The organism is Micromonospora sp. NPDC050397 (assembly GCF_044901685.1).
Taxonomy (GTDB): domain Bacteria; phylum Actinomycetota; class Actinomycetes; order Mycobacteriales; family Micromonosporaceae; genus Micromonospora_G.
The window spans coordinates 1-26153 of record NZ_JBJDPS010000029.1 but is presented as its reverse complement, the minus strand read 5'-3'; the positions used below and the strand labels follow the sequence as shown (position 1 = coordinate 26153).

Sequence of the window (26153 nt, the reverse complement as noted above, 5' to 3'; positions counted from 1 at the left end):
CTGCAGGGGGGACCCTGTGGGAGAGTAGGACGCCGCCGAACAATTATTCCGGGAAAGCCCCGTGCCCTTGTGGCACGGGGCTTTTCTGCGTTCCGAGCGTCTAGTGTCGAACCATGCGCTACGAACTGGTCATCTTCGACAACGACGGCGTGCTCGTCGACAGTGAGCCGATCTCCAACACCGTCCTGGCCGGCTACCTCACCGAGCTCGGCCACCCCACCTCGTACGAGGAGTCCCTCCGCGACTACATGGGGGCCGCCATCCACCGGGTGCACGACCTCGTGGAGGAGCGGACCGGCCAGAAGCTGCCCGCGGACTTCGACGAGGAGCTCCACCGGCGGACCCTCACCGTGTTCCAGCAGGAGCGGCTGGCCGCGGTCGACGGAGTCCACGAACTGCTGGGCGGGCTCGTCGCCGACGGAGTGGCGTACTGCGTCGCCTCGTCCGGGAGCCACCAGAAGATCGCCGCCGGGCACATGAACACCGGGCTCGACCAGTGGTTCGAAGATGAGTGGATCTTCAGCTCCGAGGACGTGGGCCGGGGAAAGCCCGCCCCGGACCTGTTCCTGCACGCCGCGGAACGCATGGGTGTCGCCCCCGAGCGGTGTGTCGTGATCGAGGACAGCCCGCTCGGGGTCGAGGCGGCCAAGGCGGCAGGCATGGACGTGTACGGATTCACGTCGATGATGCCGGCGGACCGGCTCGTCGGGGTCACCGGTCACTTCTCGGACATGTCGCAACTCCCCAAACTGCTCGCCTGACCGATCTACCCAGGAGTAGTTCCTGGCTCTACGCTCGCGGCCATGACGGATGCGCGGTTGCGGTACGGCAGAGCGTCCCTTGCCTTGAGCTTCCTGGTGCAAGGGGTGGCTTTCGCCCTGCTCGTGACGCGTATCCCGGCCATCCAGGACCGGTACGGGATATCCGACGGGCTGCTGCCGGTCTTCCTGGCCGCGGTCCCGGTCCTCGCGGGGGTCGCCAGTGTGGCCACCGAGAAGCTGGTCGCGCGGGTGCGGCCCGGGGCCGTGCTCAGGTGGGCGCAGCCCGTCGTGATGCTGGCGCTGCTGGGTGTGGGCGCCGGTGGCGAGGTGTGGCAGGTGGCTCTCGCGCTGGGAGTGTTCGGGCTGGCCGTCGGTGCGCTGGACGCGTCGATGAACATGATGGGTGTCAGCCTTCAGCGGGCGTACGGGCGCAGCATCATGCTGGGGTTCCACGCCGCGTACAGCCTCGGTGGTATCGCCGGCGCGTCCATGGCCTGGGCCGGGGCGCACTGGGACCTGTCGCTGCTGGTGTCCTACCTGCCGGCGGTCGTGGTCCTGCTGCCCGTGGTCCTGATCGGGAGCCGTTGGTACACGGAGGGCGGGGCCGGTTCCGACGGGCCGGCGGTGGAGCCTGGCGGCCGGGGGGCGTCCGTGCCGTTCAAGCTGCTGATGCCGCTCTGCCTGGTGATGTCGTTCGCGTACATCGGTGACTCGACGGTCTCCAACTGGAGCGCGAAGTACCTGCAGGACGTGCTGGGCGGGTCGGAGCAGCTCGCGACCGTCCCCTACAACGTCTACATGGTGACCACGCTGCTGGGGCGGGCGGTGGGTGACCTGGGGGTGCGGCGGTTCGGTGCCGTGGCGGTGGTGCGGGGTGGGAGTGTGCTGGCCGCGGTGGGGTTCGCGGTGGTGGCGGTGGCCCCGGCGGCCTGGTGGGGGATGCTCGGCTTCACGCTCCTGGGGCTGGGGCTCTGTGTGATCGTTCCGCAGACGTTCGCCGCCGCCGGCCGGATGTTCCCGGGTGCGAGCGATGTGGCGGTCGCCCGGCTGAACGTCTTCAACTACGTGGGCTTCCTCGTGGGGTCGCCGCTCGTGGGTGCGCTGGGGGACGCGTGGAGTTATCGGGGCGCGATGCTCGTCCCGATGGTCCTGGTGCTGGCGACGCTTGTGTACGCCCGGTCGTTCGGCGTGGAGCCCGCCCGATACGGTGGCGGGCATGAGCGGGCGCGCGCGGCTGATGTGGGATGAGGCAGTGACGGGGTACGACTTCGGGGCAGGGCACCCGATGGACCCGGTCAGACTCGCGCTGACGATGGGGCTGGTGCGGGCTTTCGGCCTCGATGGCGCGGTCGATGTCCGGTCCGCCAGGTCGGCCGGGGACTCGACGCTGCGGCTGGTGCACCGTGAGGACTACGTCGCGGCCGTCCGGGCCGCGTCCGCGGATCCGGGGGCCGCGGACGCGGCGTACGGGCTGGGGACCGTCGACGATCCCGCCTTCGCCGGGATGCACGAGGCGTCCGCGCGCATCGCCGGGCTCTCGGTGGGTGCCGCGGAGGCCGTGTGGCGGGGTGAGACCGCCCACGCGGTGAACTTCACCGGAGGGCTGCACCACGCGATGCCCGGGAGCGCCTCGGGTTTCTGCGTGTACAACGACCCGGCACTCGCCATCGCCAGGCTCCTCGAACTGGGTGCCGAGCGGGTGGCGTACGTGGATGTGGACGTCCACCACGGCGACGGCGTGCAGGCCGCGTTCTGGGAGGACCCCCGGGTGCTGACCGTGTCGTTGCACGAGCACCCGCGCACGCTCTTCCCGCAGACCGGGTGGCCGGAGGAGACCGGTGACGGTGCGGGTGCGGGTGGTGCGGTGAACGTGGCGCTGCCGGCGGGTACGGGTGACGCGGGGTGGCTGCGGGCGTTCCACGCGGTGGTGCCGGAGCTGCTGGCGGACTTCCGGCCGCAGGTCCTGGTGACGCAGCACGGTGCCGACACGCATTTCGAGGATCCGCTGGCCCATCTCGCGGTGTCGTTGGACGCGCAGCGGGCCGTCATGACGGCCTGTCATGATCTGGCCCACTCCTGTGCGGAGGACGGCCGGTGGGTGGCGCTCGGCGGGGGCGGTTACGCGGTGGTGGACGTGGTGCCGCGGTCCTGGACGCATCTCGTGGGGATCGCCGCCCACGCGCCGGTGGATCCGCAGTCGGTGATCCCGTCGTCGTGGCGGGAGGAGGCCTACGCCCGTACGCGGCAGTCCGGGCCGGCTCGTATGACGGACGGCCGTACGCCCTCGTGGAAGCCGTGGGAGGACGGGTACGACCCGGCGGACCGGCTGGACCAGGCGGTGCTGGCGACGCGGCGGTCGGTGTTCCCCCTGCGAGGGCTGCTGACCTGAGGCCCGGTTACGCCAACGGTGGTGCACAGTCCGGGTTTTGGCCCGTGGGCGCTGCCGGTGCGGGAGCATCGGGAGTGTGTTGAGCACCGGAGCGCTGCGCGCTCATCTGCTGGCGGCCCGGCTCGCCGGCCCCGTGGCCACGCCGCGGGAGACCAGCCTGCGGAGTTATCGGCTTTTCGCCGCGCGTGATCCCCGGGTTCTGCTCGGGCTCGATCCCGAGCGTTCCTGGGGTGAGCGCGATCTGCTGGAGCTGATGGCGGAGAAGTGCGGGGTCTCGGACGATCCCGGCCATGTCTCGGGTCCTGATGTGATCGATCCGGAGCGGACGCTGGTGGCGTTGGGCGCGTTCGGGGAGCGGCTCGCCGGGGCGGCGCGGAGGGGCGCTCCCGTGCTGTTCGGTACGGGGCATCCGCACCGGCTGCTCGGGTTCTACTCGGGTCTGGCAGACGCCTTGTCGGCGGCCGGGTGCCTCGTACTCACTCCCGCGCAGGGGCGATGTGTCGACATAACGACCCGGTTCGGCGTACGCACGTACAGCATCGATTACGTACGGGGTGTCGCGCTGGTGCGCGAACCGGGCGTGCGTGTCCCCGGGAGTGCGACCGGCGCGCACACCCACTCGCCGCTGCCGGTCAGGGCGGTGCTGGAGGAGATCGTGGGGGCCCGTGGGGTGCTGCCCGAGCTGGTGGTCGGGGACCACGGGTGGGTCTGCGGTGCAGGTCAGCTGGGCATCGAGGCCATCGGCCTGGCCGACACGGACGACCCCGCGCTGTTCGTGGGTGAGGCGGAGGGGCGGGTGTCCGTCGCCGTTCCGGTCGACGACGCCGTGCGGTCCGACCACTACCGGCCTCTCGCGCGGTATGTGCTCAATCGGGCTGCTCTGTCACAGTAGGCGGCCGATGGTCTCCCTCTTCCCCACTCGTATCACCCGCCCCTAATCTGGGGAGTGAGCGCACAACGACGAAGAGTCACCGGAGGGGAAGCCGGTGCGCGTCTCGTGCGGAAGGTACAGGTGGGTCATGGCTGCTGGCAGCGAGAGGCCTCTCAACGAGGTCAAGTTTCTGACCGTGGCGGAAGTCGCCTCGGTCATGAGGGTGTCGAAGATGACCGTGTACCGCTTGGTGCACAGCGGTCATCTGCCCGCGATCAGGGTGGGAAGGTCCTTCCGGGTACCGGAGCAGGCGGTTCACGAGTACCTTCGTGAGTCCTTCGTGGGGGTGCAGTCGGCCTGACGTCGCCCTCGGATTACGTCCCTCACCCGGTGGCGGGTAGGCTAGGCCGACGTAGGTCGTGTGGGCCCAGACGCCCCGCACCAGTGAAGAAGAAGTGAGCGAGGGTAGTCGTGGGCTCTGTTATCAAGAAGCGGCGTAAGCGGATGGCCAAGAAGAAGCACCGCAAGCTGCTCAAGCGCACTCGCGTTCAGCGTCGCAACAAGAAGTAGGCGAACGCGGTTCGTGATTCGGAGGCCCTCCCACCGTTCCGGTGGGAGGGCCTCCGTGCGTTTCGGGGACGGGTGTTCCGGGCGCGACCACGGTGTCGGTGTTGTGCGCTTCCGGTGGTATTCCCGCCATCGGTTCGGTAAAGCCCGCCTGGGGTCGTCACAGGGAAACATCCACCGGCTACGGTGACGGCCAGGGGAAGACCCCGTTCGGTGAACCAACGACGGAAGGCGCGGATCTTGGGGAAGATCGTGCTCGTCACAGGCGCGGCCCGGCAGCTGGGCGGCCGCTTCGTGCGGCGAATCCAACGCGACCCCGGCGTGGACCGGGTGATCGCCGTGGACGCGGTCGCGCCCTCGCACCAGCTGGGTGACGCAGAGTTCGTCGCGGCGGACATCAGGCAGTCGGGGATCGCCAGGATCCTGGCCGAGCGTGCCGTCGACACGGTCGTCCATCTGGACGTCTCCGCCAAGGCATCCGGCGGGGGCGGGCGGACGACGGTCAAGGAGACCAACGTCATCGGCACGATGCAGCTGCTCGGTGCCTGCCAGAAGTCCCCGACCGTCCAGCGGCTGGTGGTCAAGTCCAGTACGAACGTCTACGGCTCCGCCCCGCGTGACCCGGCGGTCTTCACCGAGACGACGCCGCCCAAGTCCCTGCCCAGCGGCGGCTTCGCCAAGGACGCGGTGGAGGTCGAGGGATACGTGCGCGGCTTCGCGCGGCGCAGGCCGGACGTGGCGGTGTGCGTGCTGAGGTTCGCGAACATCCTGGGCCCCGAGCCGGACTCGCCCCTCGCCGACTATCTGGCGCTGCCGGTCCTGCCGACGGTCTTCGGCTACGACCCCCGGCTCCAGTTCGTGCACGAGGACGACGTCGTCGACGTACTGGAGATCGCCGCCGGCGAACCCCGGCGCGGGACGCTGAACAGTGGCACCTTCAACATCGCGGGCGACGGGGTGCTGCTGCTCTCGCAGTGTTCGCGGCGTCTCGGGCGGCCGACCGTGCCGCTGCTGCTGCCGGCCGTCACCTGGGTGGGGTCGGCGCTCCGTACGATCGGTATGACCGACTTCTCGCCCGAGCAGATCCGGCTGCTCACCCACGGCAGGGTGGTCTCCACCGTGCAGATGCGCGAGACCCTCGGTTTCCGCCCGGAGTTCACCACCGCCGAGACGTTCACGGAGTTCGCGCGGAGCCTGGGGGCGGGTCTGCTGCCTCCCGACCGGGTGGGCAGGGCGGTCGGCAGGCTCGCCGAGCTGCCGCTCGCCGGGGGACCGGCCGGTACGACACATTCGACGCACGGCGCCAGGTAGAGGAGCGCGACCGACGATGGCGGACGCCAAGGTCATTCCGTTCGACGACGACCGTTCGCGCTCAGGCGCGGCGCGGCGCAGAGGGGTGCTGCCGGGCGGCGGCCGGGTCCAGGTGCCCGCGGCGTCCGGCCCTGCGCCCGTGAGCACCCTGCCGGGCGGGCAGCTGCCGGAGGGGGCCGCAGAGGCCGCCGGTGCGGCCCCCCGGGGCGAGGGCGAGGGTCAGGGGGGCGGCTGGGACCGGCGTGTCGCGGGCGGACTGGCGTTTCTCCGGCGCCGGCTCACGGGTGACTACGACGTCGACGAGTTCGGCTACGACGAGGAGCTGACCGACCAGGTCCTCATGTCGGTGCTCCGGCCGCTCGCGGACAAGTACTTCCGGGTCGAGGTGAAGGGCATCGAGAACATCCCGTCGGACGGCGGTGCGCTCATCGTGGCCAACCACTCCGGGACGCTGCCGCTCGACGGGCTGATGCTCCAGGTCGCGGTGCACGACAACCATCCGGCCGGGCGCCATCTGAGGCTGCTCGCCGCGGACCTCGTGTTCATGCTCCCGGTGGTCAACGAGCTGGCCAGGAAGGCCGGGCACACGCTGGCGTGCGCGGAGGACGCGGAGCGGCTGCTGCAGCGTGGTGAGGTCGTCGGTGTGATGCCGGAGGGTTTCAAGGGCATCGGCAAGCCGTTCGGTGAGCGCTACAAGCTGCAGCGCTTCGGGCGGGGCGGGTTCGTCTCGACGGCGCTCCGGGCGGGTGTGCCGATCGTGCCGTGCTCGATCGTGGGCGCGGAGGAGATCTATCCCATGATCGGCAACTCCAAGACGCTGGCGCGCGTCCTGGGGGTCCCGTACTTCCCGGTCACGCCGACGTTCCCGTGGCTCGGGCCGCTCGGGATGGTGCCGCTGCCGACGAAGTGGACGATCCAGTTCGGGGAGCCGATCCCCACGGACGGGTATCCGCCCGAGGCCGCGGAGGACCCGATGCTGATGTTCAACCTGACGGACCAGGTGCGGGAGCAGATCCAGCACACGCTGTACAAGCTGCTGGTGCAGCGCCGTTCGGTCTTCTTCTGACCGCCGGGCACACGTGGTGGGGGCCGCCCGGTCAGGGCGCCCCCACCACGTGTGCGATGCGGCTGTTCCCTACGGCTCGACGTCCTCGCCGTCGATTCCCAGGCCGGGCAGCAGGCCCGGGAGCAGGGGCGGCAGGGTGACGTCCGGTGCCGGGGAGGAGCCGGAGGTGCCGCCCGGGGACGACGGGGTGGTGCCGTCCGTCGGGAGGTCGTCCAGCAGTCCGTCCGCGCCCCCGTCGAGCAGTCCGTCGCCCGAGCTGCTGCCGGAGCCTGAGGGCTTCGGCGGGGTGCTCGTGGACGCGCTGTCGTCGGGTGCGGCGGAGGAGGAGGGCGCTGTGCGGCCGGGCGCCTTCGAGCCCCGGTCGTCCTGCGGTGAGCCGGCGGGCGGGGCGTCCCTGTCGGTGCCCGGGGTGCGGGGCAGCAGGGACTTGAGCGGGGCGACCTCCTCGTCCATCGCGTCGAACACGGAGCTGACCTTCGCCCCGACGTCGGTCAGCTGGACGGGCAGCCGGTCGCGCAGGCTGCTCCAGCCCGCGCGGTGCGAGCGGGAGAAGGTGTCCAGGGTCTGGATGGGGCCGATGGAGCCGTCGCGCCGGTAGGCGGAGTGGAGCAGGCGGTGGCCTTCGGTGGCGTCGTGCGTCACGCCGTCGAGCGCGCGCCTGACCTGGCCGATCGACTCGTGGTCCATGGCGCCCGCCCGGCCCCGCTCCATGAGCCGGCGGGCTTCGCCGAGTCGGGTCGAGGCCTGGTCGAGGTAGACCTCGCCCCGGTCGGCGTCGCTGTCGGCCATGCCGAGGCTGAGGTCCTCCATGCCCCGCTTGAGCGGGTAGAGGGAGTCACCGGGCAGGGCGTCGGAACTGGCAGCGGCCACTCCGCCGAACGCTCCCGCGGCCACACCGACCGTGAGTCCGCCCGCGGTGAGGCCCTTCGCCCAGCGGGAGCGGGGACGCAGCCTCCGGATCGGGGAGGCCCGGTGCGCTCCCTTGTTCCGTTGTTCTGGCACCGTAGGGCCCGTGGACGCACCGCCTTCGGCGAACATGGTCTCCATGGCCGCGACGAGCTGGGCTCGCTGCACCACTTTGACCTCGGGATCGAATTGAGGCTCCGGTAGCTCGCCGAGGCCGTTCGCCAGGGCCAACAGCGTTCCGTGGTCGGCCGGTTGGGCCGGGTCCTCGGGCTGTACGGCCGCCGCACCCTGGGGGGACTGCTCCTCCAGGGCCTGGGCGAAGGCGTTCGCCCGCCGGTGTGCCGAAACGTTTGCGATCACTGGCGGCACCTCCTCTCGTCATGACGGTCGACTCCCCTGAGGGTCCGGAAGGTTGCCCACCGGAGGCGTTCCACACGATCGAGCGGGTGGAAACGGTCTGGTGCGGCGACAGGGGGCCTGCATCCGGCACAACGAGCGGCGCGGCAGATGGGTTACGGACGAAAGATGATCCGATCGGTGTGTCACGCACACGTCACGGATGGTGACCTCAGCGGGCGTCGTCCGGCAGCAGTCGTGCGAGCGTGCGCACGGCTCTGTACTGCAAGGTCTTGATCGCGCCCTCGTTCTTTCCCATCACGCGGGCGGTCTCGGCGACAGAGAGACCCTGCAGGAATCTCAGCGTGACGCACTCCTGCTGCTGCGGGTTGAGGCGGCGTACGGCCTGGAGCAGCGCGGCGTTGGAGAGCGACTCCAGGACGGAGTCCTCCGGGCTCCGGGCGACCTCGTTGGCGTCGAGCATCTCGCCGGTGGTCACTTCCAGTCGGAAACGGCTGGACTTGAAGTGGTCGGCGACCAGGTTCCTGGCGATGGTGACCAGCCAGGCGCCGAAGTCGCGGCCCTGCCAGGTGAAGGTGGAGATACGGCGCAGTGCGCGCAGGAACGTCTCGCTGGTGAGGTCCTCCGCTGTCGCCTTGCCTCCCACGCGGTAGTAGATGTACCGGTACACGGTGTCGCTGTACTGGTCGTACAGGCGGCCGAAGGCATCGGCCTCACCTGCCTGCGCGCGCTCGACGAGATCCATCATGCGCGCGCTGTCGCTGTCGGCTGTGGGCCGGCGGACGGCGGGCGTGGCGGCGGTGGCACCGCGGGTGCTGCGTCTTCCTACGGCCGCGCCGCGTTCGGCCAGGGCGTAACAAGGGCCGGCAGGTACAGGGGTGGCAAATTGGGGGACGGCGTACGCGGTGGGGACGAAACCGCGCAGGCGGTCGGCGACCGTTGCGCGGAGCGTAGCCAGGCCCGAGGTGTCAACCCCGACGTGTGGGTACACGGGACTCCCAGAGGCAGAGCTTCCATCACGTGCAGTTCAATTCCGTCACTCGTGGTAGCGGGTGGCGGGCTCTTTGTGCGTCTGAGGAGAATAACGCTTCGTACAGGCCGTGCTACACCCAGTTGCTCAAATCATCGATTACGTCGCTTCCGTAACCTCTAAGTGACGGTTCGAGTCGCACATCGTGACTGTTTATTGATCGAATTCCTTCGAGAACTGCATGCGGGGGCGACGGGTTGTGGTCGTCGGAACGCAACGCGACTGGCCGGAGCGATGGGTGTCCGTGCCCGTGGTTCCGCTCCCGATTGGCCGTAAGCGCCCCGGCGCGCCGCTCCGGGGGTGTGCCGGAGCCCCCGGAGCGGGGTGTCCGGGGCGTGCGGAACCGGCGTTCGGCCCGAACGGGTGGACGAAGGGGTACGGGGGCGGGCGAAGGGTCAGCGGCGGCGGCGGTGCAGGGCCACGGCCGCCGCCGTGCCGCCGGCCAGGGCGCCGACGCCCGCCGCCGCGGGGATGCCGACCTTGGCGGCCTTGCGGCCGGTGCGGTAGTCGCGCAGCCGCCAGTCCAGGGCGCGGGCGTGCTTGCGGAGCTTGGTGTCCGGGTTGATCGCGTACGGATGGCCGACCAGGGACAGCATCGGGATGTCGTTGTGGGAGTCGCTGTACGCGGCGCAGCGCTCCAGGTCCAGGCCCTCGGCCGCCGCCAGCGCGCGTACCGCCTCGGCCTTCGCCGGGCCGTGCAGGGGTTCGCCGACCAGCCGGCCGGTGTAGACGCCGTCGACCGATTCGGCGACCGTGCCCAGGGCGCCGGTCAGGCCCAGGCGCCGGGCGATGATGGTGGCTGTCTCCACCGGGGCGGCCGTGACGAGCCACACCTTCTGGCCGGCGTCGAGGTGGGCCTGGGCGAGGGCGCGGGTGCCGGGCCAGATGCGGTCGGCCATGTACTCGTCGTAGATCTCCTCGCCGATGGACATCAGCTCGGAGACGCGGTGGCCCTTGACGATCGAGAGGGCGCTGTCGCGGGCGTCCTGCATGTGCTCCGGGTCCTCGACCCCGGCCAGCCTGAACCAGGCCTGCTGCCAGGCGAACCGGGTGAGTTCGCGGCGCTGGAAGAACTTGCGCTTGTACAGGCCGCGGCCGAAGTGGAAGATCGCGGCGCCCTGCATGACGGTGTTGTCGAGGTCGAAGAAGGCTGCTGCCCGGTCGTCGCCTGCCACCGGGAACGGGGGCTCGCGGTCCTCCGCGGAGGGGGCCGGCTGCTCCTCGGCGCCGGTGGTGAGCGCCGACTTCTGTGCTGCCTCGGCTGCCGCCTCGCCTGCGAGCACGCTGCGTGCCGTGGCGGGGCGCCTGCGGGGGGTGAGCCATCCAAGTGCGGCCATGTCGTGAGCATAGCCATTCTGTTCGGCTGTTCCCGACCCGGCGGGATACGCCGGGGTGAACTCTCCGGGGCCGGGGTGTCGAACGGGTGGTCGCGAGGTCCGTGGGCGGGGTCCGGGGGAGGAGCAGAATGAAGGTATGAGTGCTCTGCTGCGTCGTGCGAGGAAGAAGCCCGCGGACCGGGTGGTGACCCTGGTGGGGAAGCCCGGCTGTCACCTCTGTGACGATGCCCGGCTGGTGGTGGGCGCCGTCTGCGAGGAGACCGGTGCGTCGTGGGTGGAGAAGGACATCACGCGGGACGAGGAGCTGTACGCGGAGTACTGGGAGCAGATCCCGGTGGTCCTGGTCGACGGCGAACAGCACACCTTCTGGCGGGTCGATCCGGCGCGGCTGCGCAAGGCCCTTGGTGCGTGAGGGGGGATTCCCGCGTGAAACCCGGTTAACATCATGGGCGTTTTGAGTGGTCTCGGGGGCGTGGACATGAGGAGTGTGTACCGTCTTGCCCCCTTCGGGCCCGCAACGGACCGACGTCGTCCCCGGTTCCGGGGGTGCGCAGGGAATATGCGTGACCCCGGTCACTTTGACCGGACAAAACGGACACCATCTTTGTGCACGCGTTCACAAAGACATAGCCTGCTGTCGACGGGGCGGTCATAGGACATACGACCGCCTGCAGCCCCGCTCATCCCGCAGGAGCACCGTGGCAACTGGCCGAACTCACCGACCGGCGACCCGTAGCCGAGGAATTCCCGAGGCCACCGTCGCCCGGCTTCCGCTGTATCTCCGCGCACTCACGGCGCTCTCCGAGCGCTCGGTTCCCACGGTCTCCTCCGAGGAACTCGCCGCGGCCGCAGGGGTCAACTCCGCGAAGCTGCGCAAGGACTTCAGCTACCTGGGCTCCTACGGCACGCGTGGTGTCGGGTACGACGTCGAGTACCTCGTCTACCAGATCTCCCGCGAGCTGGGGCTCACCCAGGACTGGCCGGTCGCGATCGTCGGCATCGGTAACCTCGGCGCCGCGCTCGCCAACTACGGCGGTTTCGCCTCACGCGGTTTCCGGGTCGCCGCCCTGATCGACGCCGACCCCGCCATGGCGGGCACGCCCGTGGCCGGGATCGCCGTCCAGCACACCGACGACCTGGACCGGATCATCAGCGACAACGGTGTGTCCATCGGCGTCATCACCACTCCGCCCGGCGCGGCCCAGCAGGTCTGCGACCGCCTCGTCGCCGCCGGTGTGACCTCCATCCTGAACTTCGCGCCGACGGTGCTCTCCGTGCCCGACGGTGTCGACGTGCGCAAGGTCGACCTCTCGATCGAGCTCCAGATCCTCGCCTTCCACGAGCAGCGCAAGGCCGGTGAGGAGGCCGCCGCCGACGGCAGGGCGACCGCGGACGGCGACTCCGACGCCGGTGCGCCGCCGATGCGCGCCACTCCCGGCGGCCGCAAGGGGCCTGATGGGGACATGCCTGCGGTGATGCCGGCATGAGTCTCCTCGTCGTAGGGCTGAGCCACCGCAGCGCCCCCGTGTCCGTCCTGGAACGGGCGTCGCTCGCGGCCGAGGCGCAGACGAAGCTTCTGCAGGACACGCTCGCCGCGGAGCCCGCGACCGAGGCGGCCGTCCTGGCCACCTGCAACCGCATCGAGCTGTACGCGGACGTGGACAAGTTCCACGCGGGTGTCGCCGAGCTGTCCACCCTGCTCGCCCAGCACAGCGGCGTGGGTCTGGACGAGCTCACTCCTTATCTCTATGTGCACTACGAGGACCGCGCCGTCCACCACCTCTTCTCGGTGGCCTGCGGGCTGGACTCGATGGTCGTCGGCGAGGGCCAGATCCTCGGCCAGATCAAGGACGCGCTCGCGCTGGGACAGGAGCTCCACACAGCGGGACGCCTGCTGAACGACCTCTTCCAGCAGGCCCTGCGGGTCGGCAAGCGCGCCCACAGCGAGACCGGGATCGACAGGGCCGGGCAGTCGCTCGTCACCTTCGGTCTGGAGCAGCTGGCCGACGGCGCCGATGTCCCCGAGTGGGCGTCCGGCAAGCGCGCCCTGGTGATCGGCGCGGGTTCGATGTCCTCGCTCGCGGCGGCCACGCTGGCCCGTGCGGGTGTCGAGGAGATCGTCGTCGCCAACCGGACCCGGGCACGCGCGGACCGGCTCGTCGAGATCCTCGGCCAGGCCGGCGTCCCGGCGGCCCGGGCCGTGGAGATGGCCGGTGTCACGGACGAACTGACACGTGCAGACGTGGTCGTCTCCTGTACCGGGGCGACGGGCCTCGTGCTCACCGCCGAGGCCGTCGCCGGTGCGCTCGGCGTCGACTTCGACTCGGCGGCGCAGGCGCCCTCGGCCCCCGTCGCCGCCGCGCCCGACGAGCTGGAGCAGCACGCGGCGTGGGTGGAGAACGGTTCCGCCACGGCCGCCGCCCAGGACCGGGCCGTACGCCGGGTGCCGGTGCGCCTGCCGGTCGACGGCCCCGCCCGGCTCCACCTGCTGGACCTCGCGATGCCGCGTGACATCGACGGAGCCGCGCACCGCGTCGCCGGTGCGCGCCTCGTCGACATCGAGTCGCTCGCCGAGGCGTCCGCGGACGCCCCGATGGCCGCCGATGTGGACCAGGTGCGCACCATCGTCGCCGACGCGGTCGCCGCCTTCGGAGCCGCCCAGCGCGCCGCCCACATCACTCCGACCGTGGTCGCCCTGCGCACCATGGCCGCCGATGTGGTGACGGGCGAGATCGCGCGGCTCGACGGCCGCCTCCCCGACCTCGACGAGAAGCAGCGCGCCGAGATCACCCAGACCGTGCGCCGCGTCGTCGACAAGCTCCTGCACGCGCCCACCGTGCGGGTCAAGCAGCTCGCCAGCGAGCCCGGCGGTGCCGGATACGCCGACGCGCTGCGGGAACTCTTCGACCTCGACCCGCAGACGGTGGCCGCCGTCTCCCGGGCAGACCTGAACGACCCGAATAGAGGGCGGTCATGACCGACAACTCACCCCTGGGTGGGGAGACACCACCACCGCTACGGCTGGGCACCCGGCGCAGCAAGCTGGCCATGGCGCAGTCCGGCATGGTCGCCGAAGCGGTCCGCGAGGTGACCGGGCGTGCCGTCGAGCTCGTCGAGATCACCACGTACGGGGACGTCTCCCGGGAGCAGCTGGCGCAGATCGGCGGGACCGGCGTGTTCGTCGCGGCCCTGCGCGAGGCGCTGCTGAGCGGCGAGGTGGACTTCGCCGTCCACTCGCTCAAGGACCTTCCGACCACGCAGCCCGACGCTCTCGTCCTGGCCGCGGTGCCGCCGCGCGAGGATCCGCGTGACGCGCTGGTGGCGCGGGACGGGCTGACCTTCGAGCAGTTGCCGCCCGGCGCCCGCATCGGCACCGGCTCGCCGCGCCGCATGGCGCAGCTGAACGCGTACGCCCGCTCGCACGGCCTCGAGATAGAGACCGTCGCGATCCGCGGCAACGTCGATACGCGCATCGGTTTCGTACGAAGCGGGGAGCTGGACGCGGTGGTTCTCGCCGCCGCCGGACTCAGCCGCCTCGGACGCACGGACGAGGTCACCGACTTCCTGCCGGTCGACACCGTCCTGCCCGCTCCCGGTCAGGGAGCACTGGCGATCGAATGCGCTGAAAGCAGCGCGGACCTCGCCGCAGCCCTCGCCGAGCTCGACGACCCGTACACCCGGGTCGCCGTGACCGCCGAGCGCGCCCTGCTCAACGCCCTGGAGGCCGGATGCTCCGCACCTGTGGGTGCGCTGGCCGACCTCCTGGCCGACGGGCAGGTTGTCAACGAACTGCGCCTGCGCGGTGTCGTCGGTTCCACCGACGGCGCTTCCCTGGTGCAGCTGTCCATCACCGGTCCCGTCCCCACGTCGCACGACGACGCGGCGGCCCTCGGTCGCGAGCTCGCGGCCGAGATGCTTGCCAAGGGTGCGGCCGGTCTTATGGGGGAGCGAGCACTTTGAGCCCCACCGGCCCTGTCGTATCCGACTTCCCTGTCCTGTCCTCAGGGCATGTCACCTTCCTCGGCGCCGGTCCCGGCGACCCGGGACTGCTGACTCTGCGCGCCGTCGAGGCGCTTGCGAGCGCGGACGTCCTTGTCGCGGAACCCGAGGTTCTGGACGTCGTCCGCTGCCATGCGCGGGCAGGGGTGAGCACACCTGAGATGACGGTTGTTGACGTGGCGTCAACACCCGCCGGAGTGCCCGTTCTCAGGGACGCCGCCAATCTTGTCATGGAGGCAGCGAAGGGCGGCAGGCGGGTCGTTCGTGCCGTCGCGGGCGACCCCGGCCTGGACGGTGACACGGGTGCGGAGATGCTCGCCTGTGCCGCCGCGGGCGTGCCCTTCGAGGTCGTGCCCGGTATCGCGAACGCCGTCGGTGTGCCGGCGTACGCCGGTGTGCCGCTGCGTGACGGGCAGGGTGCCGATGTGCGCTTCGTCGACGCGCGTACCGCTTCGGACCGCTGCTGGTCCGAGGTCGGGGCGAGTGACGCGACCGCGGTCGTGTCGGCCTCGCTCGACTCGGTGGCCGCGGCCGCCGGTGAGCTGGTCTCGGCGGGCCGCAAGCCCGACACTCCGCTCACGGTCACGTTCGCCGGTACGACGACGCGCCAGCGCACCTGGACGGCGACCCTCGGAACGATCGCCCAGGTGCTGAAGCAGGCGAAGGTCCTCCCTTCCCCGGAGGGGCACCTGCCGGTCATAGCCGTGGTCGGGGAGCGCAGCTCCGCTGCCCAGCGCGACCAGCTCGCGTGGTTCGAGTCCAAGCCGCTGTTCGGGTGGAAGGTGCTCGTGCCGCGTACGAAGGAGCAGGCGGCGTCGCTCTCCGACCAGCTGCGGTCCTACGGCGCGGTGCCGCACGAGGTTCCGACGATCGCAGTCGAGCCGCCTCGTACGCCCCAGCAGATGGAGCGTGCGGTGAAGGGCCTGGTCACGGGCCGGTACGAGTGGATCGCCTTCACCTCGGTCAACGCGGTGAAGGCGGTGCGGGAGAAGTTCGAGGAGTACGGGCTCGACGCCCGTGCCTTCGCCGGGATCAAGGTCGCGGCCGTCGGTGAGCAGACCGGTGCGGCGCTCGTCGACTTCGGTGTGAAGCCCGACCTGATGCCGTCCGGCGAGCAGTCGGCCGCCGGTCTGCTGGACGACTGGCCGCCGTACGACCCGGTCTTCGACCCGATCGACCGGGTGTTCCTGCCGCGTGCGGACATCGCGACGGAGACCCTGGTGGCCGGGCTCATCGAGCTGGGATGGGAGGTCGACGACGTCACCGCTTACCGCACGGTCCGCGCCTCGCCGCCGCCGGCCGAGACCCGGGAGGCGATCAAGGGCGGCGGCTTCGACGCGGTGCTCTTCACCTCGTCCTCGACCGTCCGCAACCTGGTCGGTATCGCGGGCAAGCCGCACAACGTGACGGTCATCGCGTGCATCGGTCCGGCCACGGCGAAGACCGCCGAGGAGCACGGCCTGCGGGTCGACGTGCTGTCCCCGGAGCCGTCGGTGCACAAGCTGGCCCAGGCGCTGGCCGACTTCGGCGCGCAGCGCCGGGACGCGGCCAAGGAGGCCGGTGACCCGGTGACCCGGCCGAGCGAGCGGCGCCCGGGTGCGCGGCGTCGCAGGACGACGACCTGAGGGTCGTCGACGGATCGTGTGCGGGGCCCGGTCGCTTCTTCGCGGAGCGACCGGGCCCCTGCCCGTGGTCCGGCCTGTTTTTCCGGCTGGGCTGTCGGTAAACCGGTGATGTGTGCGGGTCTAGTCTCGAAGGATGACCGATTACGGAAACTTCCCCGGCTCGCGCCCCCGCCGGCTGCGGACGACCCCCGTCATGCGGCGCATGGTCGCCGAGACCCGGCTCGACCCGGCGAACCTGATCCTGCCCGCGTTCGTGCGCGAGGGCATCGACGCGCCGGTCGCCATCTCGGCCATGCCGGGTGTGCAGCAGCACACGCTGGACACGCTGCGGAAGGCCGCCGTGGACGCGGTCGCGGCGGGCGTCTCGGGGATCATGCTCTTCGGTGTCCCGCTGGACGAGAAGAAGGACGCCCGGGGTACGGCGGGCACCGACCCGGACGGCATCCTCCAGGCCGGTCTGCGCGCGGTGCGTGAAGAGGTCGGCGACGATCTGGTGATCATGTCCGACCTCTGTCTGGACGAGTACACCGACCACGGCCACTGCGGGGTGCTGACCGATGACGGCCGTGTCGACAACGACGCGACCCTGGAGCGGTACGCCGAGATGGCCCAGGTCCAGGCGGACGCCGGCGCCCATGTGGTGGGACCCAGCGGGATGATGGACGGCCAGGTCGGTGTGGTCCGCGACGCGCTGGACCAGACGGGCCACGAGGACGTGTCGATCCTGGCCTACACCGCGAAGTACTCCTCGGCGTTCTACGGCCCGTTCCGTGAGGCCGTCGGCTCCTCGCTCAAGGGCGACCGCAAGACGTACCAGCAGGACCCGGCGAACATCCGCGAGTCGCTTCGGGAGCTGGCGCTGGACCTGGAGGAGGGCGCCGACATGGTGATGGTCAAGCCGGCCGGCCCGTACCTGGACATCGTGGCCAAGGTCGCCGACGCGGTGGACGTGCCGGTCGCGGCGTACCAGATCAGCGGCGAGTACGCGATGATCGAGGCCGCCGCGGAGAAGGGCTGGATCGACCGGGACGCGGCGATCCTGGAAAGCCTGACGGGTATCCGGCGCGCGGGCGCGCGGATGATCCTGACGTACTGGGCCACGGAGGTCGCGCAGCGGCTCGGACGCTGAGGCCCGCGGGCCCGCCGCTCGGGTCCCGGCGCTCGGGGGCCGAGCTCCGGGACGCCGGGTCACTCGTGGTCCGACGCCGCCTCGCCGACAAGATCCCGCCCCACGTACCGCCGGTTCCCGTGCGGGACGAGCCGGCCGCCCAGGTCCCCGGGGCGATGACGGAGTGCACCGGGTGCGGAGCGCCGGGGCGCCCGGAGGCCCTGCGCGACGGCCTCTGCCGACCCTGTCGGCTGCCCGGTCGGGAGGTGCGGGAAGCCGCCGTCGGCCTCCCCGCCGAACGGGATGTGCGTACCTGCGTCGCGGGGTTGCGCGACATGCTCAGGTCCCCCTGACATCTGCGTTGAGCCGGGCTGCCTGGCGCGTCAGGTGGTCGCGCTCGGCGAGATCGGTTGCCTTGTGGGCCGCCTCGGCGTACAGCCGTGCCGCCTTCGCCAGGTCGCCGTCGCGCTCGTGGAGGTACGCCGCCACCGCCGTGTGGCGGGGCAGTGAGGCGTCGAGCGCCGCGAGCGCCGCCAGGCCTGCGCGCGGCCCGTCGGCCTCCCCGACGGCGACCGCGCGGTTGAGCCGGACGACCGGGTTGTCGGTCAGGCGGGCCAGTTCGTCGTACCACTCGACGATCTGCACCCAGTCGGTCTCCTCGGCGCGGGGCGCGTCGGCGTGGAGTGCCGCGATGGCGGCCTGGGCCTGGAACTCGCCCAGCCGGTCGCGGGCGAGAGCCGCCTGGAGGATCCCGACGCCCTCGGTGATCGACCCGGTGTCCCACCGGGCGCGGTCCTGCTGGGCGAGCGGTACCAGGCTTCCGTCGGGTGCAGTCCTGGCGGCGCGCCTGGCGTGGTGGAGGAGCATGAGGGCGAGCAGTCCCGCCACCTCGGGGTGGTCGATCGCGGCCGCGAGCTGCCGGGTGAGCCGGACGGCCTCGGCGGCGAGGTCGACGTCACCGGAGTAGCCCTCGTTGAAGACCAGGTAGAGGACGCGCAGCACGGTGGCGACGTCGCCTGGCCGGTCGAGACGCACCTGGGAGACGGTGCGCTTGGCCCGGCTGATGCGCTGCGCCATGGTCGCCTCCGGCACCAGATACGCCTGGGCGATCTGGCGGGTGGTCAGCCCGCCGACGGCGCGCAGTGTGAGCGCGACCGCGGACGACGGCGTCAGCGACGGGTGGGCGCAGAGGAAGTAGAGCTGGAGTGTGTCGTCCAGGCCCTGCGCGGGCCCGGGCGCCGGCTCCATGTCGACACGGTCCTCGCGCCGGCGACGGGCGGCGTCGGCCCGCGTCGCGTCGAGGAACTTGCGCCAGGCCACGGTGACCAGCCAGCCCTTGGCATCCCGCGGCTGGTCGGCGGGCCGGTCGCGGAGCGCCTCGACGAGCGCCTCCTGTACGGCGTCCTCGGCCGCCGCGAAGTCTGCTCCGCGGCGGACGAGGATCCCGAGCACGCTCGGTGTGAGGCTTCTCAGCAGGGTCTCGTCCATCGACGAGGTCACTCCGTGACGGTGGGCGGCGCGGTCAGGAACGGGCGCACCTCGAGCCACTCGTGGATCGGCTTCCCGCCCGCACCGGGGGCGGCCGACAGCTCCCCGGCGAGCTCGACGGCACGGTCGTGGTTGTCGACGTCGATGATCATCCAGCCGGCGATGAGGTCCTTGGTCTCCGCGAACGGTCCGTCGGTGACCGGCGGGCGCCCCTCGCCGTCGTAGCGCACCCATGCTCCCTCGGGGGCGAGGGCCTGGCCGTCGACGAACTCGCCCGTCTTCTCCAGCCGGGCGGCGAAGTCGTTCATGTACTTCATGTGGGCCGAGATCTCCTCCGGCGTCCACCGGTCCATGGGCACGTCGTTGACGGCGGACGGAGCGCCGCGGTAGTGCTTGAGCAGCAGGTACTTGGCCATCGTGTTCCTCCTCGCTGGTGCGGCCCATTGTGGCCGCGTTCACCCCGGGGACGGAGCTGGACGCGGGTTCTCGACATCCCCGGCGGATTCTTTTCGGGTTTTCTTGACCGGGCCCGCTCCGGCAGTGACCTGGCCGCCGCCGGCCTCGGGATTCCTGTCCGGCGCGTACCGCGAGGGCCGCCCCGGCGCTCTCGCCACCGGCCGCTCCGGGCTCACTCGGCCCCGCGGGTCTCATGGGCTCACCGACGCGGTCCCGGTGGGCCGGTCCGGAGAGGCCGCGTCGGCGTAGCGACGGGCCAGGTGTGCGAAGGCGGCGGTCAGTTCCGCCGGGCCGACGACCTCGATCGCGGCGTCGAACCTGCCGATGGTGGCGGCCAGGCCGTGCCAGGACCATGCGCCCAGGGCGAGCCGGCAGCGGTCCGGGCCGAGTTCCTCGACGATCCCGTCGAGGGCGTAGGGGGCCACCGAGGCGGCGGCCGTGTGGAGGATCACCTCGCCCCGGCAGGGATGGTCGCCGGGGGTTCCGGCCCCCCGGAACCTGCCGGCCACGAACGCCGCCACATCGCCGCCGGGCACCTCGCGCGCGGAGAACCGCGGGCCGGTGGGGACGCGCGGGGTGATCCGGTCGGCGCGGAAGGTGCGCCAGTCGTCGCGGTCGAGATCCCAGGTGACGAGGTACCAGCGCCCGGCGCAGGTGACGAGGTGGTGGGGCTCGGCCCGTCGCGGCGGGTGGTCGGCCCGGTCGCCCACGGGGGCGGCGTAGTCGAATCGCAGGACCTCGCGGGCGTGGACCGCGCTGCCGAGTGCCGTCAGGGTGCCGCTGCCGACCTGGGCACCCTGTCCGGTGGCGGTCCGTTCGACGGCGGTGACCTTCAGGGCGTCGACCCGGTGGCGCAGACGCGCGGGCATCACCTGGCGGACAGTGTTCAGTGCGCGCGCGGCGGCCTCCTCGACCCCGGCGCCGCTCGTGGTGACGACCTGGAGGGCGAGGGCCAGTGCGACGGCCTGCTCGTCGTCGAACAGCAGTGGGGGGAGTTCGGCGCCGGCCTCCAGCCGGTACCCGCCTTCCGGGCCCTTGAAGGCCGCGATCGGGTAGCCCAGTTCGCGCAGCCGGTCGACGTCACGGCGCACGGTGCGCGAGCTGACGTCCAGCCGCTCGGCCAGCAGCGCCCCCGGCCAGTCCCGGCGGGCCTGCAGCAGGGACAGCAGTGCGAGCAGTCGGGCTGAGGTCTTCGGCATGACGCCATGGTCCCCGATGCAGCGGACACATCCTGTCCGCTACCCCTGTGAGGGTGGTTCCCGGGGGCGGCCAGGTGCGGCACCCCTGCTGCTCACGAGCGCCCTCCCCGTATCGGTCCATCCGACTTCCAATGCCAGGAGCCACCCATGTCCGTCACCTCGGTGACCCATCTGAACTTCCGGGGAGACGCCCGCGCCGCGCTCGGGTTCTACCACTCCGTGTTCGGCGGTGACCTGGCCGTCGTCTCGTACGAGGAAGCGGGGGACACCCGGAATCCCGCCGGGCCCGACCAGGTGGTGTGGGGCCAGGTGGCCGCGGAGAACGGATTCCGCGTCATGGCCTACGACGTGCCGTCGCAGCTGCCGTGGGACCGTGGAGTGAACTCCTTCTTCGTGTCCCTGCGCTGCGGGACCACACGGGAGGTGTCCGACCACTGGGAGAAGCTGTCGGTCGGGGCGACCGTCGTGCAGCCGCTGGAACCCGCCCGGTGGGCGCCGCTCCACGGAATGCTCGAGGACCGCTACGGCGTCGTGTGGGTCCTGGACGTCGCGAGCGGAGAGAACGGGTGAGGTGGTCCGTACCTCTGGTCCCCGCGGCGACGGCGGAAGGAAGGATCCCGTGACCGTCCTCGACAGCCGCGCACTGAACCGGGCGACGCTGGCCAGGCAACTGCTCCTGGAGCGTGCGGACATGACGCCGTCCGACGCCGTGTCACATCTGTGCGGCCTCCAGGCACAGGAGCCGCAGGAGCCGTTCACCGGGCTGTGGTCACGACTGCGCGGGTTCGATCCGGCGGCACTGGACGGACTGCTGACGGGGCGGACCGTGGTGCGCACCCACCTGATGCGGCGCACCGTCCACCTCGTCACCGCGGCCGATGTCCTGGCCTGGCGGGCCAGGCACGAACCGATGCTGCGCCAAAGGGTCCTGGGTACCTACCGCCGTGAGCTCGACGGGGTGGACCTCGGCGAACTCGCCTCCGCCGCCCGGGCGGTGACTTCCGACGGCGAGCCGCGCACGATGACCGAGATCGCCGCCGCCCTCGCCGGCCGGTGGCCCGCCCCGGGCCGCAGGGCGCTGGGCGAGATGGTGGTCGCCGCCCTCGTCCCGATGGTCCAGACGCCGCCGCGCGGGCTGTGGCGTGTGAAGGCGGGGGTACGCAACACTCCGCTCGCCCACTGGCTGCGCCGGGAGCCCGCCCCTCCCGCTCCGGACGGCACGGACCCGGTGGGTGCGGCGCTGGTACGCCGCTACCTGGCCGCTTTCGGGCCCGCCGCGTCGGCGGACCTGCGCGCCTGGTGCGGTCTCGCCGGGCTGCCCGCGGCGGTGGCGGCCGTGCGGGGGGAGCTGATCGCCTTCCGCGACGAGCGCGGCCGTGAGCTGCTCGACCTGCCCGACGCACCGCGCCCCGACCCCGCGACTCCCGCGCCCGTACGGTTCCTGCCGGCGTTCGACAACGCGGTCCTCGGCTACCACGACCGCGGCCGGATCATCGACGACGGCCACCGCGGCCTCTCGGTCGAAGGGGCGCGGGTGGTGCTGGTCGAAGGCCGCGTCCGTGCCACCTGGACCGTGGACGCGGGCACGGTGGCCGTCAGCCCGCTGCGCGGACTGACCCGCGCCGAGCGGGCCGCCGTCGTGGAGGAGGGCGGGAGCCTGGCGTCGTTCCTGTCCGGCGGTGAGTCCGACGGCGTACGCGTCACCGAGGGGTGAGCGACCGCGCACGCGTGCTCCGGCTCCTGCTCAGTCCCACCAGAACGACCACGTCTCCTGACCCAGGAGGTACTTCTCGGCGTATTCGGCGAGGCCGTTCGGCGGGGCCGCGTCGATGTTGTCCGGGCAGAACGCGAAGTGCTCGGCAGCCAGTGCCCGTGCCTCCGCCCGGGTGGTGGGAGGCCGGCCCACGGACACGGTCATGGTGTCGAAGCCGAGCGCCACGACGCGGATGTCGAAGCGGTCCTCCCAGGAGCGCAGCACGGCGCAGAGCCGGGCCACGTCGTTCTCGTGGTTGAGCGGGCCCGACCAGCCGATGGCCGCGGGTATGTCGGCGCTGCGCCGCGCGGGCACGAGCGCCGTCCTCATGTTCTCCGTGAGCTGGTCGGCGATCTCGGCGGCCAGCTCGTCCGGCGTCTCGGGCGAGCCACCGGACGGGGCGGGCGCCAGGCCGGGCCACTCCGCCCCGTCCTCCAGCTCTTCGGAGGCGCACTCCTCCCAGAACTCGGCGAGGACGTCCTCGACTTCGTGGTCACCCGGATACGAGGTCCCGGCCGGGTCGAGGTCCCAGTCCTCGGGCCACTGGTCCCGGTGCCCGCCGTCCACCAGCAGCGGGAGCAGACCGAGTGGCCGGCCTGCGGCCCGCAGCCTGGCCCAGTCGCCCGGCTTCGCGTACTCGTCGGCGTACCAGAGAAGGGGCTCTCGCCACGGGTCGTCGATCGTGGTGTCCACGAGCGTGCCCGGCGGAAGGGCCAGCAGGGGCAGGGGATTCGGGAGCGTCGCCATACAGGGGACTCTAGGAGCCGTCACTGACAACGCCGGGTTCGGCTCCGGGCTACGAAGGGCCGCGAAGGGCTACGAAGGGCCGCGAAGGCGGATAGGGCCTACCGGGTCGGGGTGACGGTGCGGGTGGGCCCTCGGGCTTCCCGGAGCGCGGATGCGGCCGGCGCCGGTGAGCGCGGGCCGGTGCCCGCCGTCGGGGAGGGCGTGACACCTGTTCCGCGGTGTCACGCCCGTCCGCGATTCGAGTGGTCAGTACATGAGGGCGTCGTTCATGTCGGTCTGCCAGTAGGTCACGCTCAGCGTGCTGTCGACGTACACGGCCTTGCCGAGCGGGACGTTCTTCGACGGGCCGGAGGAGCCGCCGCCGCCCTCGCGGCCCTGGAAGCTCACGGTCAGCCTCTTGGTGGAGTAGCCGCCCGTGCCGCTTCCGTCGGCGGAGGAGGTCGTGACGCCCGCGTAGGCGGACTGTCCCGGGCTCAGGGTGACGACGGCCTGCGGCTTGCTGTCCTCCTGGACCGGCGGGGTGGACTGTGCCTCGCCGAACCGCAGGAAGGGGTGGTGATAGGCGTTGCACGCCTCCGAGCCGGTGTTGGTCACGGTGAGCAGCATGTGGTTGACGGGGCGGGGCACGGGCGTGAGCGTCACCTTGGAGTTGCCGCCGTCGCACGCCCGGGTGACGGGGCCGTCTCCCTTTCCGCCGCCCTGCCGCCTGTCCGCGGCGTGCTCGGCATCGGCCGGGCGGGAAACGGAACCGCTGTCGGCGTCCGAACCGGAATCCGCGGTGGAGCCGGACTCCGGCTTCTCGTCGCCCTGGTCCGCCGGTGTGCCGGTGGCGGCCGGGGGCTGGGGGGACGGGGTGTCGGAAGCCGCTGCGGAGGATCCCGCCGCGGCCTGGCCGCCGTCCTGACAGGCGGTCAGCGAGAGGGCGGCGACGAGTGCCGCCGTGCCCAGGGCGGTGGTACGGGCCGCGTGGCTGAAGCGAAGGGTGCCCATCAGGTGGTTCTCCCCGTTCGGAAAGGTTCGGTCCTGCCCGTTGCGCCGCTTGGGCGTGCCGGGCGGTGCTGGGTGTACTGGACAATGAGGAGCGGTCAGAGGTGCCACAGGAGAGTGACGAGGGTTGCCGTGGAGGCGATCAGCACTCCTGCGGCGACGACGTCCGTCAGGCTGAGTTCACGAAAGGTCCGCACTGCGCCTCCGGGCTGACGAGGTGGTGTTCGGCGGTCTGGCCACATCCTGTGGCGGGTTGGATCCCGGCGGCAACGGAAGCCGGCAGACTCGGGACGCCGGAACGGTCAAATGGGCTCTGACCTGCTGAGACGTGACCCTCCTGGAATGCCGTTCCGGGACGGAGCAGAGGGAGATGACGGTCCGAGTGGGTACGGAGATCCAGGACTTCGCGGCAGAGCTCCGGCGGCTGAAGGAGCGGTCCGGGCTGAGCTACGGGGCGTTCGCCCGGAAGCTGCACATGAGCACGTCGACGGTCCACAGGTACTGCAACGGCGACGCCGTGCCGGCCGACTACGCGCCGGTCGAGCGCTTCGCGCGGGTGTGCCGGGCCGGCCCCGGCGAGTCGGTGGCGCTGCACCGGAAGTGGATCCTGGCCGACGAGGCCAAGAGGCGGGGCGCGCGGCGGCCGGAGGCAGGGGCGGGCACCGCTCCGGAGCCGGCGGGGGCAGCCGGGGGCGGCGGTCCGGACCACGCCGGGTCTGCCGAGCCCGGACCCGCGGCAGGACCTGACGGCGACGCGGCGACGAGGGACCGGCCGGAGTCCGAAGCGGAGCCGGTATCCCGGCCCGAAGCGGAGGATCGAACCGGAACGACCGGACCCGAAGAGGCGGGGTCCAAAGAGGCCGGGTCCAAAGAGGCCGGGTCCAAAGAGGCCGCCGGGTCCCGACCGGACACGCCACCCGAACCTGCGTCCGCGGGCGAGGGCACGACGGGGGACGTGACACCCGCGGGGCGCCGCCCCAGGGCCTCCGGGCGACTCCGGACCGCCAGGCCGCGCGCCTTCCTCGCCGCCCTGGCCTTCGTGGCGCTCACCGTCCCCGCGGCCGTGGGCCTTCACGGGCTCACGAGGGAGGAGGCGTCCGACGGCGTGCGTGTCGGCGATACGTCTGCGCCCTTCGTGCCGAGCGGTGCCGAGGGCGTGAGCCCCCTCGCCGAGGCGAACCGCCCGGGGCTGTCGGCCCCCGCCACCGGCCGCCCCGCCACCGGCCGCCCCGACACCGGGCCCTCCGCCACCGGCCCCTCCGCGTCACCCCGCGCGACGGAGGGGAAGGGAGGCGACGCGGAGAGCGGTGGAGTCCCCGTGAACGCCACCATCAGCTCGTACAACTGGGAGGAGCCGTGCGGGCAGCTCTATCTGCTCGACCAGGAGCCGGACGACGTACCGCCGCCTCCCGCGCCGCAGGACACCCGGGGCTGGGCGAAAGCGCTCGGCGGGGTGGACGGAGGCGCCATGAGGCTCGCGCTCACCCTCCAGGGGACGTCGGAGGAAGCGGTCGTGCTGACCGGTCTGAACGTGCGGGTCCTGGCCCGGAATCCGGCGCTCGCCAGGTCGGCGTACTCCATGGGCACCGGTTGCGGGGGCGGGATCACGCCGCAGTCCTTCGACATCGACCTGGACGACGGCCGGCCCCGGACGGAGCCGGTCGCCGGCACGGACGGCGACGTGGTCGTCCCCGCGAAGGACTTTCCGTACCAGGTGACTTCGACCGATGTGGAGGTGTTCCACCTGGACGCCCACGTGGAGGGCCACGACGTCAGCTGGTACCTGGAACTGGCATGGACCAGCGGTGGACGGAGCGGGACGGCGAGGATCGACGACGGGGGCAGGCCGTTCCGTACGAGCAGCGTCACGGCGCGGCCGGAGTACCGCTACCGTCCCGATATCGCCCAGTGGGAGCTCACGGACATGTGAGCGGCCCGCCACGGGGTACGAGAGGTTCCGGAGCACGAGGGGCCGGCGTCGTCGTCGCCCGCCCACCGCCATCGGAGGAGCAGGGGAAAGATGACCAGCCGCACAGACGAGAGGCCCGTGAGCGGGAGACCCGACGGACAGTACGCCGAGCGCACCCTGCGCCTGCGCCGACGGCTGGAACGACTGATCGGGATCGCGGCGACCGAGGGCAACGAGGTCGTCCCGCTGCGCAACGGTGACCAGATCTTCGCCGCGATGCTGGGTGC

At 71.7% G+C, this 26153-nt stretch carries 24 protein-coding genes and 2 pseudogenes; 18 read left to right on the top strand and 8 right to left on the bottom strand.

Annotated features, from left to right (window positions below; genetic code table 11):
* Window positions 1-113 precede the first annotated feature (113 nt).
* The 8 genes from ACI2K4_RS35895 to ACI2K4_RS35860 all read left to right on the top strand — a co-directional run bounded on the left by ACI2K4_RS35895 (window position 114) and on the right by ACI2K4_RS35860 (window position 6965).
* On the top strand, window positions 114-761 hold the full coding sequence (locus ACI2K4_RS35895; RefSeq protein ID WP_356537821.1) for an HAD family hydrolase: 648 nt from the start codon (window positions 114-116) through the stop codon (window positions 759-761).
* Between the two features lie 42 nt (window positions 762-803).
* Window positions 804-2009, top strand: a complete 1206-nt coding sequence (locus ACI2K4_RS35890; protein WP_404517591.1) for an MFS transporter — start codon at window positions 804-806, stop codon at window positions 2007-2009.
* Window positions 1978-3150 carry an acetoin utilization protein AcuC gene (locus ACI2K4_RS35885; protein ID WP_363307005.1) on the top strand — a complete coding sequence of 391 codons (1173 nt, stop codon included), beginning with the start codon at window positions 1978-1980 and terminating at the stop codon, window positions 3148-3150. Before ACI2K4_RS35890 ends, ACI2K4_RS35885 begins: the two co-directional genes overlap by 32 nt.
* 79 nt (window positions 3151-3229) lie before the next feature.
* Entirely contained in the window at window positions 3230-4042 is an 813-nt protein-coding gene (locus ACI2K4_RS35880; protein ID WP_404517590.1) for a phosphatase, read from the top strand.
* A gap of 127 nt (window positions 4043-4169) precedes the next feature.
* Window positions 4170-4382 (top strand): helix-turn-helix domain-containing protein, encoded by a 213-nt coding sequence (locus tag ACI2K4_RS35875; RefSeq protein ID WP_326629376.1) that lies wholly within the window; start codon window positions 4170-4172, stop codon window positions 4380-4382.
* 110 nt (window positions 4383-4492) lie between these two features.
* A complete protein-coding gene (locus ACI2K4_RS35870; RefSeq protein WP_003948845.1) occupies window positions 4493-4591 on the top strand; it encodes a 30S ribosomal protein bS22 in 99 nt (32 codons plus the stop codon).
* Window positions 4592-4840: 249 nt separating this feature from the next.
* A complete protein-coding gene (locus tag ACI2K4_RS35865) occupies window positions 4841-5899 on the top strand; it encodes an NAD-dependent epimerase/dehydratase family protein (protein WP_404517589.1) in 1059 nt (352 codons plus the stop codon).
* A gap of 16 nt (window positions 5900-5915) precedes the next feature.
* Window positions 5916-6965, top strand: a complete 1050-nt coding sequence (locus ACI2K4_RS35860) for a lysophospholipid acyltransferase family protein (protein WP_363307002.1) — start codon at window positions 5916-5918, stop codon at window positions 6963-6965.
* A gap of 69 nt (window positions 6966-7034) precedes the next feature.
* Here the strand turns inward: ACI2K4_RS35860 and ACI2K4_RS35855 are convergent, their stop codons facing one another.
* The 3 genes and pseudogenes from ACI2K4_RS35855 to ACI2K4_RS35845 all read right to left on the bottom strand — a co-directional run bounded on the left by ACI2K4_RS35855 (window position 7035) and on the right by ACI2K4_RS35845 (window position 10595).
* A complete protein-coding gene (locus ACI2K4_RS35855; RefSeq protein WP_363307001.1) occupies window positions 7035-8231 on the bottom strand; it encodes a DUF5667 domain-containing protein in 1197 nt (398 codons plus the stop codon).
* A 208-nt stretch (window positions 8232-8439) separates the two neighbouring features.
* A pseudogene (locus tag ACI2K4_RS35850) lies at window positions 8440-9033 on the bottom strand (ECF subfamily RNA polymerase sigma factor, BldN family); the annotation flags it as partial.
* Between the two features lie 620 nt (window positions 9034-9653).
* The gene (locus ACI2K4_RS35845; RefSeq protein ID WP_363307000.1) at window positions 9654-10595 is read right to left on the bottom strand and encodes an HAD-IB family hydrolase; all 942 of its coding nucleotides are present in this window, start codon (window positions 10593-10595) and stop codon (window positions 9654-9656) included.
* Between the two features lie 136 nt (window positions 10596-10731).
* On the opposite strand from ACI2K4_RS35845, the gene ACI2K4_RS35840 reads away from it, so the two are divergent.
* The 6 genes from ACI2K4_RS35840 to hemB all read left to right on the top strand — a co-directional run bounded on the left by ACI2K4_RS35840 (window position 10732) and on the right by hemB (window position 17348).
* Complete coding sequence (locus ACI2K4_RS35840) at window positions 10732-11007, top strand: glutaredoxin family protein (protein WP_356844194.1); 276 nt, start codon at window positions 10732-10734, stop codon at window positions 11005-11007.
* A gap of 286 nt (window positions 11008-11293) precedes the next feature.
* The gene (locus ACI2K4_RS35835; protein ID WP_356537807.1) at window positions 11294-12082 is read left to right on the top strand and encodes a redox-sensing transcriptional repressor Rex; all 789 of its coding nucleotides are present in this window, start codon (window positions 11294-11296) and stop codon (window positions 12080-12082) included.
* On the top strand, window positions 12079-13572 hold the full coding sequence (locus ACI2K4_RS35830) for a glutamyl-tRNA reductase (protein ID WP_404517588.1): 1494 nt from the start codon (window positions 12079-12081) through the stop codon (window positions 13570-13572). The genes ACI2K4_RS35835 and ACI2K4_RS35830 overlap by 4 nt, the downstream gene beginning before the upstream one ends.
* Window positions 13569-14555 (top strand): hydroxymethylbilane synthase, encoded by a 987-nt coding sequence (gene hemC, locus ACI2K4_RS35825; RefSeq protein WP_356537803.1) that lies wholly within the window; start codon window positions 13569-13571, stop codon window positions 14553-14555. Before ACI2K4_RS35830 ends, hemC begins: the two co-directional genes overlap by 4 nt.
* Before the next feature lie 35 nt (window positions 14556-14590).
* The gene (locus ACI2K4_RS35820) at window positions 14591-16219 is read left to right on the top strand and encodes a uroporphyrinogen-III synthase (protein WP_404517593.1); all 1629 of its coding nucleotides are present in this window, start codon (window positions 14591-14593) and stop codon (window positions 16217-16219) included.
* 133 nt (window positions 16220-16352) lie between these two features.
* Entirely contained in the window at window positions 16353-17348 is a 996-nt protein-coding gene (hemB, locus tag ACI2K4_RS35815) for a porphobilinogen synthase (protein WP_356537800.1), read from the top strand.
* Window positions 17349-17666: 318 nt separating this feature from the next.
* Here hemB and ACI2K4_RS35810 read toward each other — a convergent pair whose 3' ends face one another.
* From ACI2K4_RS35810 to ACI2K4_RS35800, 3 genes are all read right to left on the bottom strand, one after another.
* Entirely contained in the window at window positions 17667-18815 is a 1149-nt protein-coding gene (locus ACI2K4_RS35810; RefSeq protein WP_404517592.1) for an RNA polymerase sigma factor, read from the bottom strand.
* 8 nt (window positions 18816-18823) lie between these two features.
* Entirely contained in the window at window positions 18824-19231 is a 408-nt protein-coding gene (locus tag ACI2K4_RS35805; protein ID WP_356537798.1) for a YciI family protein, read from the bottom strand.
* Window positions 19232-19462: 231 nt separating this feature from the next.
* Window positions 19463-20470, bottom strand: a complete 1008-nt coding sequence (locus tag ACI2K4_RS35800) for a helix-turn-helix transcriptional regulator (RefSeq protein WP_404517587.1) — start codon at window positions 20468-20470, stop codon at window positions 19463-19465.
* Window positions 20471-20617: 147 nt separating this feature from the next.
* Here ACI2K4_RS35800 and ACI2K4_RS35795 point away from each other — a divergent pair, with 147 nt between their 5' ends.
* Window positions 20618-21040, top strand: coding sequence for a VOC family protein (locus ACI2K4_RS35795; RefSeq protein ID WP_356537794.1), 423 nt, complete (start codon window positions 20618-20620; stop codon window positions 21038-21040).
* Window positions 21041-21089: 49 nt separating this feature from the next.
* Window positions 21090-22184, top strand: coding sequence for a winged helix DNA-binding domain-containing protein (locus ACI2K4_RS35790; protein ID WP_404517586.1), 1095 nt, complete (start codon window positions 21090-21092; stop codon window positions 22182-22184).
* 30 nt (window positions 22185-22214) lie between these two features.
* Here the strand turns inward: ACI2K4_RS35790 and ACI2K4_RS35785 are convergent, their stop codons facing one another.
* Window positions 22215-22970, bottom strand: a complete 756-nt coding sequence (locus ACI2K4_RS35785; protein WP_363306995.1) for a DUF4253 domain-containing protein — start codon at window positions 22968-22970, stop codon at window positions 22215-22217.
* Between the two features lie 246 nt (window positions 22971-23216).
* Complete coding sequence (locus ACI2K4_RS35780; protein WP_363306994.1) at window positions 23217-23960, bottom strand: DUF4232 domain-containing protein; 744 nt, start codon at window positions 23958-23960, stop codon at window positions 23217-23219.
* Between the two features lie 367 nt (window positions 23961-24327).
* Between ACI2K4_RS35780 and ACI2K4_RS35775 the strand changes: the two are divergent.
* Both ACI2K4_RS35775 and ACI2K4_RS35770 read left to right on the top strand, forming a co-directional pair.
* A pseudogene (locus ACI2K4_RS35775) lies at window positions 24328-24525 on the top strand (helix-turn-helix domain-containing protein); the annotation flags it as partial.
* A 750-nt stretch (window positions 24526-25275) separates the two neighbouring features.
* A complete protein-coding gene (locus tag ACI2K4_RS35770) occupies window positions 25276-25887 on the top strand; it encodes a hypothetical protein (protein WP_404517594.1) in 612 nt (203 codons plus the stop codon).
* Window positions 25888-26153 lie beyond the last annotated feature (266 nt).

Coding starts and splice junctions, on each gene's coding strand:
- hemC (WP_356537803.1), top strand. CDS start 13,569: ATGACCGACAACTCACCCCTGGGTGGGGAGACACCACCACCGCTACGG.
- ACI2K4_RS35875 (WP_326629376.1), top strand. CDS start 4,170: ATGGCTGCTGGCAGCGAGAGGCCTCTCAACGAGGTCAAGTTTCTGACC.
- ACI2K4_RS35840 (WP_356844194.1), top strand. CDS start 10,732: ATGAGTGCTCTGCTGCGTCGTGCGAGGAAGAAGCCCGCGGACCGGGTG.
- ACI2K4_RS35805 (WP_356537798.1), bottom strand. CDS start 19,231: ATGGCCAAGTACCTGCTGCTCAAGCACTACCGCGGCGCTCCGTCCGCC.
- ACI2K4_RS35795 (WP_356537794.1), top strand. CDS start 20,618: ATGTCCGTCACCTCGGTGACCCATCTGAACTTCCGGGGAGACGCCCGC.
- ACI2K4_RS35780 (WP_363306994.1), bottom strand. CDS start 23,960: ATGGGCACCCTTCGCTTCAGCCACGCGGCCCGTACCACCGCCCTGGGC.
- ACI2K4_RS35895 (WP_356537821.1), top strand. CDS start 114: ATGCGCTACGAACTGGTCATCTTCGACAACGACGGCGTGCTCGTCGAC.
- ACI2K4_RS35885 (WP_363307005.1), top strand. CDS start 1,978: ATGAGCGGGCGCGCGCGGCTGATGTGGGATGAGGCAGTGACGGGGTAC.
- ACI2K4_RS35785 (WP_363306995.1), bottom strand. CDS start 22,970: ATGGCGACGCTCCCGAATCCCCTGCCCCTGCTGGCCCTTCCGCCGGGC.
- ACI2K4_RS35800 (WP_404517587.1), bottom strand. CDS start 20,470: ATGCCGAAGACCTCAGCCCGACTGCTCGCACTGCTGTCCCTGCTGCAG.
- ACI2K4_RS35810 (WP_404517592.1), bottom strand. CDS start 18,815: ATGGACGAGACCCTGCTGAGAAGCCTCACACCGAGCGTGCTCGGGATC.
- ACI2K4_RS35845 (WP_363307000.1), bottom strand. CDS start 10,595: ATGGCCGCACTTGGATGGCTCACCCCCCGCAGGCGCCCCGCCACGGCA.
- ACI2K4_RS35860 (WP_363307002.1), top strand. CDS start 5,916: ATGGCGGACGCCAAGGTCATTCCGTTCGACGACGACCGTTCGCGCTCA.
- ACI2K4_RS35890 (WP_404517591.1), top strand. CDS start 804: ATGACGGATGCGCGGTTGCGGTACGGCAGAGCGTCCCTTGCCTTGAGC.
- ACI2K4_RS35830 (WP_404517588.1), top strand. CDS start 12,079: ATGAGTCTCCTCGTCGTAGGGCTGAGCCACCGCAGCGCCCCCGTGTCC.
- hemB (WP_356537800.1), top strand. CDS start 16,353: ATGACCGATTACGGAAACTTCCCCGGCTCGCGCCCCCGCCGGCTGCGG.